8 protein-coding genes and 1 tRNA gene are annotated in these 12,860 nt (G+C 67.4%); 5 read left to right on the top strand and 4 right to left on the bottom strand.

All coding sequences use genetic code 11. The annotated features are described in order from the left end of the window. Positions 1–107 precede the first annotated feature (107 nt). Positions 108–815, top strand: a complete 708-nt coding sequence (locus BBX35_RS16495; protein WP_067222192.1) for a hypothetical protein — start codon at positions 108–110, stop codon at positions 813–815. A gap of 62 nt (positions 816–877) precedes the next feature. On the opposite strand, the gene BBX35_RS16490 is transcribed toward BBX35_RS16495, so the two are convergent. Next, positions 878–1,477: a DMP19 family protein gene (locus tag BBX35_RS16490; protein ID WP_171901475.1), complete on the bottom strand. Its 600-nt coding sequence runs from the start codon at positions 1,475–1,477 to the stop codon at positions 878–880. A 307-nt stretch (positions 1,478–1,784) separates the two neighbouring features. Between BBX35_RS16490 and BBX35_RS16485 the strand changes: the two genes are divergently transcribed. From BBX35_RS16485 to cbiB, 4 genes are all read left to right on the top strand, one after another. Continuing rightward, positions 1,785–1,858: transfer RNA gene (locus BBX35_RS16485), tRNA-Cys, on the top strand. Positions 1,859–2,005: 147 nt separating this feature from the next. Beyond that, positions 2,006–4,849, top strand: a complete 2,844-nt coding sequence (locus BBX35_RS16480) for an EAL domain-containing protein (RefSeq protein ID WP_141687879.1) — start codon at positions 2,006–2,008, stop codon at positions 4,847–4,849. A 115-nt stretch (positions 4,850–4,964) separates the two neighbouring features. Next, positions 4,965–5,984: a threonine-phosphate decarboxylase CobD gene (gene cobD / locus BBX35_RS16475; RefSeq protein ID WP_067222187.1), complete on the top strand. Its 1,020-nt coding sequence runs from the start codon at positions 4,965–4,967 to the stop codon at positions 5,982–5,984. Positions 5,985–5,988: 4 nt separating this feature from the next. Continuing rightward, positions 5,989–6,972, top strand: a complete 984-nt coding sequence (gene cbiB / locus BBX35_RS16470) for an adenosylcobinamide-phosphate synthase CbiB (RefSeq protein WP_067222186.1) — start codon at positions 5,989–5,991, stop codon at positions 6,970–6,972. 6 nt (positions 6,973–6,978) lie between these two features. Here the strand turns inward: cbiB and BBX35_RS16465 are convergent, their stop codons facing one another. The 3 genes from BBX35_RS16465 to cobN are packed head-to-tail and all read right to left on the bottom strand — an operon-like array spanning position 6,979 to position 12,853. Further along, positions 6,979–8,451, bottom strand: a complete 1,473-nt coding sequence (locus tag BBX35_RS16465; RefSeq protein WP_067222184.1) for a cobyric acid synthase — start codon at positions 8,449–8,451, stop codon at positions 6,979–6,981. Further along, complete coding sequence (gene cobO, locus BBX35_RS16460) at positions 8,451–9,062, bottom strand: cob(I)yrinic acid a,c-diamide adenosyltransferase (RefSeq protein ID WP_067222724.1); 612 nt, start codon at positions 9,060–9,062, stop codon at positions 8,451–8,453. Before cobO ends, BBX35_RS16465 begins: the two co-directional genes overlap by 1 nt. Before the next feature lie 17 nt (positions 9,063–9,079). Then, complete coding sequence (cobN, locus tag BBX35_RS16455; protein WP_067222183.1) at positions 9,080–12,853, bottom strand: cobaltochelatase subunit CobN; 3,774 nt, start codon at positions 12,851–12,853, stop codon at positions 9,080–9,082. Positions 12,854–12,860 lie beyond the last annotated feature (7 nt).

The raw sequence follows: 12,860 nt of genomic DNA, 5'->3' as shown, positions 1-12,860 counted from the left end.
CGGCTCGACAGACACAACCTGATTTCGGAAAACAAAGATCGATGTCACTCACGACTATTGCGCACACTGAGATTTCTCGCCCCCGAAGCAATTCCAAGGTTTCACCCATGTGCATCACGGCCAAGGCAGCAACCTTGCTCGGCGTCTTTCTGCTTGCAACCGGCTGCCAGGGCGAGGACCCGGAAGCTGCGGTCAGAAAGATCCTGGCCGAAAGCAGCCCGGATCTTTCGCAAGATGCCCTTGTGTTCAACGGCTGCGAGCTGAAAGTAACGATGGCGGGTGCGAATGCGATGGGTTGGAACATCCAGCACATCCTGCGGGCCGATCTTTCCATGTTCGACATAGGCCGCGCCGGAATAACCCCGAACAGCCAGAACAGCGTCACACTGAGCTTCGACAGAAAGCCGGTGGACGACAAACTTCTCGATCAGGCCGAACGGATCTCGAAGCTTTTGCCCGTCGCGCTGCAGAACAACGAAAGCATCGGGCGCGACCGGCTGGAGCAGATCCTGAAGTCGCCGAACGGGACGCTTGTCTTCCGCCTGACCTCCGTCGGCGTGGGCGACGGCCCGATCCAGCCGCACAAGGACGCGCCGCAGTTCTACGACTTCGCACAGCAGGTTGCCGCCCTCCCCGCCCCTCAGCTGGCGGGAATATCGCTGCAATTCAACAAGGATGGGGAAAAGCGGGAGGACCTGATCTCCGGCGCGGTGATGGTCCCCCAACTGCTGCAGTTCACGGCCTCGTCCCCCGAACAGGCGCAAGGCCTTGCCGAGGCGCTCAACGCGTACCGAAAGGACGCCTGCGCGTCCTGACCCGGAGAGGGCTTCGCAGGACGGGGGGAACAACACCCTCCCGCCCAGTGCATCAAGAGCCTCTACACTTGATCGGCCGGCGACGGCACCAACCTCAAGATTCGCTCGATCTCGGCGTCATAGGCATCATCTTCGAGAATGGCGACCTCTGGCCAGGTTGCGATCCACTCCACCAGATAATGGACGGGCTCAGGCCCTTTTTGGTGCGCGAAAAAGCGGTCGTCGAGCGCATAAAGAGGTGCGGCCACCGCCGTGTCGGACCAGTCCGACAGTTGATCGATCTTCTCCGGGTTCTGGCGCAGCCAACCCAGGTAGTCGACCAGAACCTCGGCGTATTCCTGTGCACCCATCGCATGAGCTGCCATCAGGGCTTCTTCCAGATACCAGATCCGCCGCGGGCTGGAATTGACGATGAACTGACGATGGCCGCCATTGTTCACCTGCGCCATATAATAACTGAAGTAGTAGGCTTGCCTGAATTTCGGATAGATCCGGCCCATCGGCATTCTCGCCCGATTGCACAGGATGTTGACGAAGTCCACAAGGCTCTGGTCGATCTCGAAGAAGTCCAGATAACCCTTATCTGCAAGCCGCAGCCGAGTCTGAATGCCCGGCTGGGCGAGATCCCATATCCGCCTGCGGATAGGGAGGGTCTTGATCATCTCGTCATCGTTCACCGGCTTCATATCTGCCGGCGGTCCGCGCCTCTTTCCGAACACGTCTCGTGCCTCGCCATTCGAACAACCCTGCACAACGTAGTCGACCTCAGGTTGTGCACACGTAAATGCCTTGCATAAAATGATCTGACGGGCGGCATATGTTGCCGGACGCGCCTGCCCTCCCCCTGTGGACAAGACAGCGCCGGCGCGGCGCTGTCGCAGGCGTGCCGACGATTTTCACCGGGCGTGCGGGGGAAACGGCGAACACCGCTTGACCTTGCCTCGCATGTGATTGATAAGTCTGCCCGCTGGCCTCGTGGCGGAGTGGTGACGCAGCGGATTGCAAATCCGTGCACCCCGGTTCGATTCCGGGCGAGGCCTCCAGCACCCTCTCCAGACAATTGGCTGTTTACCCAGGCGGTCCCACTGCCGGGCCCAGCGCGCGCCGACGCGTCGGCGCCTGCAGCCGCGACACATGCGGCCGGAACGCTCTGCCGAACACCCCGTCTATTCCCATTTCAAACATGACTATTGCGCACCACTAAAATCAACGTTTACTTGCAATTACTCCAACACCCACTCGCTTTAGTAAATATCGTCACATCAAATCGCGCGATTTCAGATGATCCGGCACAAACCGGACTATGCCACCCCGAAAAACTGTCTATACAGGACCTCAAGGATGCGCAAAAGCCATCCACGATAACGATACTTTGGTCACATGAGGTCCCAATGCTGCTGAGCGGCATCGCCAACATCGGCTTGCTGAGCCTTGGCGCGCTCGCCATGTTCTTTCTCCGGGAACATTTCGGCCTCAAACTGCCGGCCCGGTTGCAGGAGCTGCTGATCGGCATCTCCTTCGGGTTGCTGGCCGTCCTCGTCGTCAATTTTCCCGTCGCCATTCCGCTCGGCGCGACCTTCGATACGCGTGCAGCACCTGCGATGCTCGCCGGCTTTTTCGGTGGCCCGATCGCAGGGGTGACCTGCGGTGTGATTGCCGCCGCGGCGCGCTATTGGGTCGGTGGTCCGGCAGTCATCGGCGGGACGCTCAGTCCGCTCGTCTACGCCTGCGTCGGTATCGTTGCCGGCCTCATCGTGTTCAACCGCCTGCGTCGCAAGCCGGGCCTGCCCGATTTCGTTGTTCTTGCTCTTGCCGGCACCTTCTTCGTCCTGCCGTGCTTCTTCGTCGACCGCGGCCTTGCAACCGGCCTGACGATCCTGTCCAGCGCCTGGCACCTGCTGCTCGTCGGCAATGTCGCTGGTGTGGTCATCCTCGGCCTGTTGTCGGAAAGCGTCCGCCGTTCGATCTTGTCGCATGAGGAGACCGAACGCAGCCTGACGATGCTGGACCTTGCGCGTCACTCGGCGCGGATCGCCATGTGGCGCTACAACTTTCCGGCAGACAGGCTGGAGTGGGATGCCGCCATGTTCCCTCTCTACGATGTCGATCCCACGCGATTCAGCGGGCGCTTCGCAGACTGGACCGCCTGCGTTCATCCGGACGACCTCTCCCGGGCTGTCGCGGAGTTCGAGAACGCCCGGGACGGGGGCGGACGCTTCACCTCGCGCTTCCGCATCCGGTGCCGGGACGGCAGCGTGCGGTGGCTTCAGGCCTATGCCCAGTGCAGTTTTGACGCGACCGGCGCCCCGGCAGAAGCCATCGGTCTCAACTGGGACGTCAGCGAGCACAAGCTTCTTGAGTACAATCTGCGCGCCAAGGAAACCGAAGCGCGCGAGCGGACCCGGGAGCTGGAGAGCCTGCTCGCCTCGATGCGCCAGGGCGTGATGCTGTTCGATGCGGACGACCGGCTCCAGATCTGGAATGCGCAGGCGGTCCAGCTCTTCGATCTCAAGGACAATAGCTTGCGTGCCGGCATGCCCCACGAGGCCGTGGCCGAAGCGCAGGCTGCCGCCGACGGACGACTGGCCTCTGCGCTCCCCAATCCGCGGACCGTTCGCAAGAGATTGCGCGACGGCCAGATTTACCGTCTGAAGTCGCGCAAGAAGGACGGCACGATCATTGCCACCACGCTGTCGCCGATCCCCGGTGACGGCTGGATCGAGACGCACGAGGATATCACCGATCTCGATGAGGCGAGCGAACGCATTCGCATTGCCGCCGAAACGGACGCGCTTACCGGGCTGTCCAACCGCGCGGTGTTCTCCCGGGAGCTGGAGGCCTGCGTGGCCGCCGCGCGGCAGGGGACCGCCAGATCCACGCTGCTGCTGATCGACCTGGACCGCTTCAAGGCGGTCAACGACAAGTTCGGGCATCTCAAGGGCGACCGGTTGCTGGTCCAGGTCGGACAGATCCTGAAGCAGGCGACAGCCCCGAACGACGTCGTCGCCAGGCTGGGCGGCGACGAATTCGCCATCATCTTGAAGCTGGGGACGCTTGCGAACGCGCAAGCCATCGCGGAGCGGCTGGTCGATCAGATTGCGCAGCCCCATACGCTGGAGGGGGCGGTCGTGCAGCCCGGCGTCAGCATCGGCATCGTCGCCATCGACGAAACGGCGACCGACCCGGAAACCCTGCACGGCTACGCGGATGCGGCACTCTACAGGGCCAAATCCAGCGCAGAGCCCGGATACCGCATCTTCGACGAAGACATCCGGAAGGCGCTTTTTGCGCGCCGCCGGATCGAGACCGGACTTGCCGCAGCGGTGGAGACCAAGGATCTGGAGATCTGGTTCCAGCCGATCATGGATTTGAGCGACAGCCAGATCTGCACCTACGAAGCTCTTGCCCGCTGGCGACAGCCGGACGGCAGCTTCATCGCGCCAGACCAGTTCATTCCAGTCGCTGAAGAGACCGGGCTTATCGAGCAGATCGGCCTTCTCGCGCTCGAGCGCGGCCTGGAGGCCATGCGTGACTGGCCCGAAGGCACCCGGTTGTCGCTGAACACCTCCCCGCGTCAGTTCGGCAAGGGTGTCCTGGTGCCGGCCGTTGCCGCCGCGCTGGAGCGGCATGGCACGCCCGCCGCCCGAATCGAGCTGGAAATCACCGAGAACCTGCTGATCAACAGCGGCCCGGAAGTGTTCGAGGACCTCGACGCCCTGACCGCGCTCGGCGTCGGTCTCGTGCTTGACGATTTCGGCATGGGCTACTCGTCGCTCAACCGCCTCCATCGCTATCGGTTCAACGGGCTGAAGATCGACCGCGCCTTCATCCAGCGCATGGAGGAGGACGAGACGTCGGCGGCGATCGTCTCGGCAATCGCCGGGCTGGCTCGTTGCATCGGCATGCACTGCACGGCGGAAGGTGTGGAGACGCAGGCGCAGCTGGACCTTGTGCACAAGGCCGGATGCGGGCGAGCCCAAGGATACCTGCTCGGACGTCCCGGCCCGCACGCATCGGTAAAACCGACCGCCTGAGCGACACGCGAAGCGGCAAAACGCGACGCCCAAGCTGTGCGCGCCGAAAAGCGTTTCCCGCCTTGCGCCTCGTGTTCTAGGGTCCGTTCCGAATGGAGCGAACGGAGACGAGCGCATGAAGCATGGCGGCGATCTGGGCGGCGCGATGGCCCGGTATGGCGGGCTCGCCGAGGACTGGCTGGACCTGTCGACCGGCATCAATCCGCATGCCTATCCCGTGCCCTCCCTGCCCGCCCGCTGCTGGCAGGACCTGCCCTCGCTGGGCGCGCTCGACCGGCTGCTCGCCGCCGCGCGCAAGGCCTATGAGGTGCCCGCCCACCTGATGCTCGTCGCCGCGCCGGGCACGCAGGCGCTGATCGCGCTGCTGCCCCATGTGTTGCCCCAGGGCGACGTCGCCATTGCCGGGCCGACCTATGGCAGCCACGGCGATGCCTGGCGCCGCGCCGGACGGCGGGTCTGCGAGATCACCTCGCCGCATGCGGAGCTGGCGCCCGAGGTGAAGGTGCTGGTGATCGTCAACCCGAACAATCCCGACGGCCGGCTGGTCGACCCGTCGAGCCTGCGCCACATGGCCGGGCAGATGGCGGAGCGCGGCGGCATGCTCGTCATCGACGAAGCCTTTGCCGACTGCGTGCCGGGCGCCAGCGTGCTGCCGCATCTGGCCGGACGCCCGGCGGTGGTGCTGCGCTCCTTCGGCAAGTTCTACGGGCTTGCCGGCCTGCGCCTCGGTTTTGCCGCGGGACCGGAGGCCGTCGTCGCCGAACTTGGCGAGCGGCTGGAGAGCTGGGCCGTCTCCGGCCCGGCCATCGAGACCGGCGTGCAGGCGCTCGGCAATGATGCCTGGCGCCGCGCGATGATGGCGCAGCTTGCGGACGAAGCCGCCGACCTGACGCTGTCCCTGCAGATGCACGGGCTCTCCGTCTTCGGCGGCACGCCGCTTTTCGTGCTGGCGGGAACGCGCAACGCCGCCGGCCTGCACGAAGCGCTCGCCCGGCAGCGGATCTGGACGCGCATCTTCGACTACGCCCCGACTTGGCTGCGCATCGGCCTTCCCGGTGGACGCGCGGGGCTGACCCGGCTCGAGGCCGCGCTGCAAAGCGCCATGGCCGACAGCGGCACGGCATCGGGACGCTAGGGCCATGCTGCTGTTTGCCGACACCGCCTTCCTGCTGCTGCTGGCCCTGGTGCTGGACGCGCTGGTCGGCGACCCGCGCTGGCTGTGGAACACGGTGCCGCATCCGGTGGTGCTGTTCGGCAAGGTGATCGAGATCGCCGATCAGGACTTCAACGACCCCGCCGCCTCGCCCCGCGCGCGCAAGATCTACGGCGCGGTGTTTCTGGCCAGTCTCGTCGCCTGCTCGCTGCTGATCGGCGCGCTGCTGGAAGCGATCCTGCGCGCAGTCCCCTTCGGCGAAATCGGCATCGCCGTGATCGCGGCGATCTTCATCGCCCAGAAGAGCCTTTATGAGCACGTGGCCGCGGTGCGCGACGGCCTGCTGGAGGGCGGGCTTGCCGGAGGCCGCCGCGCGGTGGCGATGATCGTCGGCCGCGATCCGCAACAGCTCGACGAGGCCGGAGTTTCCCGTGCGGCCATCGAATCCTGTGCAGAGAACGCCGCCGACGGGGTGACCGCGCCCACCTTCTGGTTCCTGCTGCTCGGCCTGCCGGGGCTGATCGCCTACAAGGCGGTGAACACGGCGGATTCGATGATCGGCCATCGGACCGAGCGGCACGAGGCCTTCGGCTGGGCCTCTGCCCGCTTCGACGATCTGGTGAACTGGCCGGCCGCGCGCCTGTGCGGGCTCGCCATGGCACTGACAGCGCCGCTGAACGACGGCAGTATCAAGCAAAGCCTTTCCGTGATGCGACGGGACGCGCCGAAGCACCGCTCGCCCAATGCCGGCTGGCCGGAAGCGGCGATGGCCTCCGTGCTGGGCCTGGCACTCGCCGGCCCGCGCGCCTATCCCGGCTACACGGTCGACGATCCCTACATGAACGAAGGCGGCCGGCGCGAGGCCACCGCCGGAGACATTTCCAGGGCGCTGAAGGTGTTTCGCCAGGCGATGGTGCTGCAGGGAGTTGCGGTCGCGGCCGTCGCTGTCGCGGTCGCTCTGAGTGCCTGACTGCGACTAGCGCGCGCGGGCGATCTCCAGCAGCGCATCGATATCGAGCGAGGCTTCCAGATGCGCGGCCAGCGCGTCGAGCGTCCGGTCGATCTCCCCCTCATAGGCGCGAGTGGAGCCGCTGCCCAGTCCCGCCAGCAGGCCGGCACGGAACGTGTCCGACGCGAACAGCCCGTGCACATAGGTGCCGGCGATGCGTCCGTTCGCCGAGACCGCCCCATCCGGCTCGCCGCTCTCGCCCAGCAGCGCAAAGGGACGCGCGGTGTCCGGCCCTTGCGTGCGGCCGATATGGATCTCGTAGCCGGAGAGCGCTGCGCCGCTTGCCGCATGGCGGCCGGTCACCTCGACAAGCCGCTTGTCCGCCGTCAGCACCGTATCGACGTCGAGCAGGCAAAGCCCGTCGACGGTGCCGGGCGTGCCCTCGATGCCGTCGGGATCGCTGATCGTCCGCCCCAGCATCTGGTAGCCGCCGCACACGCCCATGACGCGGCCGCCGCGCCGCACATGGGCGCTAAGGTCGATGTCCCAGCCTTGCGCGCGGAAGAAGGCGAGGTCCCCGACCGTCGACTTGGACCCGGGCAGCAGCACCAGATCCGCATCGCCCGGCAGCGGCCGGCCCGGGCCGACCAGTTCCAGCGTCACGCCCGGCTCCAGCCGCAGCGGATCGAGATCGTCGAAATTGGCGATGCGGCTGATCACCGGCACGGCGATCTTCACCGAGCCGTCGCCGTCGCTTTCCTCCAGCGCCAGCGCATCCTCGGCCGGCAGGCGGTGGGCATCGGCGAACCACGGCACCACCCCGAGCGGGCGCCAGCCGGTGCGCGCGGCGATCTCCCGCACGCCTTCATCGAACAGAGACACATCCCCGCGGAAACGGTTGACGAGAAAGGCCTTGATGCGGGCGCGCTCCGCCTCGGGCAGGATCGCATGGGTGCCGACGAGGCTGGCGATCACGCCGCCGCGGTCGATGTCGCCGCACAGGGCGACGGGAATATCGACGGCCTCGGCAAACCCCATATTGGCGATGTCGCCGGCGCGCAGGTTGATCTCCGCCGGGCTGCCCGCCCCTTCCACCAGAACGAGGTCCGCGCCCTCGCCGAGCCGGTCGAAACTCTCCAGCACCTTCGGCAGGAGCTCGGCCTTGCGGCTGCCGTATTCGCGCGCGCGCATCGTGCCGGCGCGCCGCCCCTGCACGATGACCTGCGCCCCCACATCCGTCTCGGGCTTCAAGAGCACCGGGTTCATATGCACCGACAGCGGCACGCGCGCGGCCATCGCCTGCAGCGCCTGTGCCCGGCCGATCTCGCCGCCGTCGGCGGTGACGGCCGCGTTGTTCGACATGTTCTGCGGCTTGAACGGCCGCACCTTCAGCCCCCGGTCGGCGAACAGCCGGCAGAGCCCCGCCACGACGAGGCTCTTGCCGACATTCGAGCCGGTACCCTGGATCATCAGGGCGGGGGAGCGGCGGCCTGCCGCCATCAGAACTCGATCCCCTCCTGCGGCTTCACGCCGGAGCGGAACGGGTGCTTGACCTGCTCCATCTCGGTGACGAGGTCGGCGATCTCGATCAGCTCGTCCTTGGCGTTGCGGCCGGTGATGACGACATGCACGTCCTCCGGCTTCTCGTCGCGCAGAAAGGCGACGACTTCCTCGATCGGCAGGTAGTCGTAGCGCAGCACGATATTCAGCTCGTCGCACAGGACGAGGCGATGCTCGCGCGAGCGGATCAGGTCCTTGGCCGCTTCCCAGGCGGCGCGGGCGGCGTCGATGTCGCGCTGGCGGTCCTGGGTCTCCCAGGTGAAGCCCTCGCCCATGCGCTTGATGGTGACGAGGTCGGAGAAGCGCTCCAGCGCCATGCGCTCGCCGGTTTCGATGCGGCCCTTGACGAACTGCACCACGGCGACCTTGTGGCCATGGCCGAGCGAGCGGAACACCATGCCGAAGCCGGCCGTCGACTTGCCCTTGCCCTTGCCGGTATGGACGATCAGGAGACCCTTCTCGATGGTCTTGGTCGCCATGATCTTGTCGCGCGCGGCCTTCTTCTTGCGCATCTTCTCGGCGTGGCGGGCGTTGAGCTCCTCTTCGCTCATTTCGGCCTTCTTGTCGCTCACGAGGTCGTCTCCCTTTCCTGCCCCGGCCGGGTTTCCCCCAGCGGGCTTTCGATGTTCAAGGCCGCGCGCACCGAATTGCGCCGCGGCCGCCACAGATCGCGCTCGACCGCCTCGCGGAAGCGCGCCTCGATTTCCTCCAGCGCCTTCGGATTGGTCGTCTCCAGAAAGGCGCGGACCTCACTGTCGTCCAGATAGGCATCATAGAGCTGGTCGAAGTGATGGTCGCCCACCGCATTGGTGGTCGCGGAAAAGGCGAAGAGATAATCCACCGTCGCGGCGATCTCGAAGGCGCCCTTGTAGCCGTGGCGCATGACGCCGGCGATCCACTTCGGATTGGCGGCGCGCGCCCGCACCACCCGGCCGATCTCCTCCGACAGGGTGCGGATCACCGGGCGCTCGGGGCGCGAATGGTCGTTGTGATAGATCTTCGGCGCCGCGCCCTTCAGCGTTTCCACCGTGGCGGCGAGCCCGCCCTCGAACTGGTAGTAGTCGTCGCTGTCGAGCAGATCGTGCTCGCGGTTGTCCTGGTTGTGCAGCACCGCATCGACCTGCGACAAGCGCGCGGTCAGGCTGGCGCGCGCGCCCTCGCCCTTCGCCCCGCCGCCATAGGCGTAGGAACCCCAGGCGAGGAACGCGTCGGCAAAGTCCGCGCGGGCGTCCCAGATCCGCTCGTCGATCAGCGCCTGCAGGCCGGCGCCATAGGCACCGGGCTTCGACCCGAAGACCCGGTAGAGCGCCTGCCGGCGGGCCTTTTCCGGGGCAAGGCCGTCCGCCTCCAGCCGGGCGGCTTCCTTGCGGGCGCGCGCGGCGAGCGGGTTGGCGTCTTCCGGCTCCTCCAGCGCGGCGATGGCGGCGACCGCCGACTGGAACAGGTCGACCTGATGCGGGAAGGCATCGCGGAAGAAGCCGGAAATACGCAGCGTGACATCGACGCGCGGCCGGCCGAGCTCGGCCAGCGACAGAATATCGAAGCCGGTGACGCGGCCCGAGCCCGCCTCCCATTTCGGCCGGGCACCGATCAGCGCCAGCGCCTGGGCGATGTCGTCGCCGCCGGTGCGCATGTTGGCCGTGCCCCAGCAGGTCAGCACGACAGCGGCCGGATACTCGCCCTCGTCCTGGAAATGCCGCTCGACCAACCGCTCGGCACTGGCCGCGCCGATGCGCCAGGAAGTTTCGGTCGGCACCGCGCGCACATCAACGGAGTAGAAGTTGCGGCCCGTCGGCAGCACGTCGGGGCGCCCGCGCGTCGGCGCGCCGGACGGGCCCGGCGGTACGAAGCGCCCGGCAAGACCGGCAAGAACGCCGGCGGTTTCCGCCTCGCCCGAGGCGGTGACGGCCGGACAGATGCGCGTCGTAATCTCCTCCAGCACGGCGGCGGTCGCGTCAAAGCCGTCCGGCGCAGATCCCTGTTCCACCAGCCGGGCGGCCAGCAGTTCCAGCCGCTCCACCGTGTCGCCGCAGCTGCGCCAGGGGCTGCTTGCCACCTCTTCAAGCAGCGCCGGGCGCGGACCATCGAAGGGCAGTTCGTAGGCACAGGCGAGCGGGTCGAAGTCCTCCAGTCCGAGGTCGCGGGCAAGCGCCCGGGTGATGCCCTCATTCGCCGGCCCCTCGCCGCGCGGCACCCGCACCAGCGCCACCAGGAGCGCGGTCAGCAGATCGCCGCCAGGTGCAGCACCCAGCACATGCAGCCCGTCGCGGATCTGCAGTTCCTTCAGGTCGCACAGATGCGCGTCGAGCCGCGCGAGCCGCGTCTCCTCGTCCATCTCGCTCGTCAGGCCGATGTCGCGGTCGAGGCCGTGCCGCTCCGCCGCCTCGAGAATGTCGCGGGTCAGCGCCTTCAGCCGGCGCGGGTCGACGCCCTGCGCCAGGTAATACTCGTCGAGCAGCACTTCCAGCTCGGCGGCAACACCGTGGCTTTCGGCCCGTGCCAGCGGCGGCGTCAGATGATCGACGATGACGGCGGAGGTGCGGCGCTTGGCCTGCGCCCCCTCGCCCGGATCGTTGACGATGAAGGGATAGATGTTGGGCAGCGGCCCCAGCACGGCTTCGGGGAAACAGTCTTCCGACAGCGCCAGCGCCTTGCCCGGCAGCCATTCGAGGTTTCCGTGCTTGCCCATATGCACCACGGCGTGGACACCGAATGCCTCGCGCAGCCAGATGTAGAACGCGAAATAGTGGTGCGGCGGTACCAGGTCCGGGTCGTGATAGGTCGCCTTGGGATCGATGTTGTAGCCCCGCGCGGGCTGAATGCCGACGACCGCATTGCCGAAGCGCGTCACGGCGAGGCGGAACGCCCCCTCCTCCACATGCGGATCGTCTTGCGGCTCCCCCCACCGGGCGGTGACCGCCTCGCGCACCGCCCGCGGCAGCCGGGCGAAGGCGGCGGCATAGTCGGCGAGCGGCAGCTCAGCGCCGCCATGGCGCACGCGACGGGTGGCGATGTCGTTGGTCGGGCCGTCGCTGATCCGCGCCATCAGCTCGGCAGAGCCCTGCGGCGCGCCGTCGATGCGGTAGCCCTCGGCGGCAAGTGCCTGCAACAGGCGGGCGCAGGAGGCCGGCGTGTCGAGGCCGACGCCATTGGCCAGGCGCCCGTCCTTGTTGGGATAGTTGGCAAGGATCAGCGCCACCTTGCGCTCCGCCGCCGGGGTGGCGGCGAGGCGGGCGATCCGCGCGGCCTGGGCCGCGACGAAGGCCACCCGGTCGGCCTTGGGCACGAAGCGCATGGTCGCGGACTGGGTGAGCGGATCGTGCGGCGCCTGCTCCTTGAAGGACACGGCGCGCGTGAGAATGCGCCCGTCCACCTCCGGCATCACCACATGCATGGCAAGATCGCGGATCGACAGGCCCTGGTCGGCGTCGCGCCAGCCCTCTTCCGAGGACGAGGAGAACACCACCTGCAGCACGGGCACGCCCGGCGCATCGAGCGGCGTTCCGCTGTGGGCCTCGCCGGCCTTCGAGACGGCGAAGGCGGTGGCGTTGAGCACCACGGCGGGCGGCGCCTCGGCAAAGAGCGCGGCCAGCACGGAGGCGGATTCGGCCTCCTTCAGCGAGGAGACGAAGATCGGCAGCGGGTTGATGCCCTCGCCCGACAGCGCCGCGCACAGGGCCTCGACCGGAGCGGTCGCCGCGCTCTGCATCAGGGCCTTGTAGAAGACGATTGCGGCAACGGGAGCGGCGGGATCGGCCCATGTCGCCCGCAGCTCGGCCAGCGTCGGGCGTGCCCGGCCGGGCAGCAGCAGGCCGGCGCGCGGCAACGGGCGCGGCGGATCGGGCTCCTCCGCCCCGTCCAGCAGATGCGCGGCGTAGCGCAGGAAGTTGCCGAGATTCTCCGCCCCGCCTTCGGCGAGATAGCGCCACAGGCGCATCACCTCGTCGACGGGCAGCGTGGAGCGGGCGGCAAGGTCCGCGTCCCAGCGGTCGTCGCCCGGCATCACCGCCAGGTGCAGGCCGTGGCCGCGCGCCGCCTCGGTCAGCCGCTCGACGCCATAGGGCCAGTATTCCGCCCCACCGAGCAGACGCAGCACGACGAGCCGCGAGCCCGCCACCGTCTGCTCCGCATACATGTCGACCGAATAGGGGTGCGACAGGGCCATCAGGTTGGCAAGACGCAGGCTCGGCTGTCCCGCTCCGCCGCCCGCCGCCACGGCAGCGAGCGAGGCGAGTTCCGTATCGGCTGCCGACAGTACGACGACATCGGCCGGCGACTGGCCGAGATCGACCGCCTCGTCGCCCTGGTCGATGCGCCCGCTGCGTCCTGCGAGAATATGCATGCCGTCT

This window comes from Stappia indica, assembly GCF_001696535.1.
Taxonomy (GTDB): Bacteria; Pseudomonadota; Alphaproteobacteria; order Rhizobiales; family Stappiaceae; genus Stappia; species Stappia indica.
The sequence above is the reverse complement of the archived record's forward strand: the minus strand, read 5'-3'. Positions and strand labels throughout refer to the sequence as shown.

What these genes read in the sequence shown, in the direction of transcription:
- BBX35_RS16495 (WP_067222192.1), top strand. Translation starts at nt 108, where the DNA reads ATGTGCATCACGGCCAAGGCAGCAACCTTGCTCGGCGTCTTTCTGCTT.
- BBX35_RS16490 (WP_171901475.1), bottom strand. Translation starts at nt 1,477, where the DNA reads ATGATCAAGACCCTCCCTATCCGCAGGCGGATATGGGATCTCGCCCAG.
- cobD (WP_067222187.1), top strand. Translation starts at nt 4,965, where the DNA reads ATGAAGCATGGCGGCGATCTGGGCGGCGCGATGGCCCGGTATGGCGGG.
- cbiB (WP_067222186.1), top strand. Translation starts at nt 5,989, where the DNA reads ATGCTGCTGTTTGCCGACACCGCCTTCCTGCTGCTGCTGGCCCTGGTG.
- BBX35_RS16465 (WP_067222184.1), bottom strand. Translation starts at nt 8,451, where the DNA reads ATGGCGGCAGGCCGCCGCTCCCCCGCCCTGATGATCCAGGGTACCGGC.
- cobO (WP_067222724.1), bottom strand. Translation starts at nt 9,062, where the DNA reads ATGAGCGAAGAGGAGCTCAACGCCCGCCACGCCGAGAAGATGCGCAAG.
- cobN (WP_067222183.1), bottom strand. Translation starts at nt 12,853, where the DNA reads ATGCATATTCTCGCAGGACGCAGCGGGCGCATCGACCAGGGCGACGAG.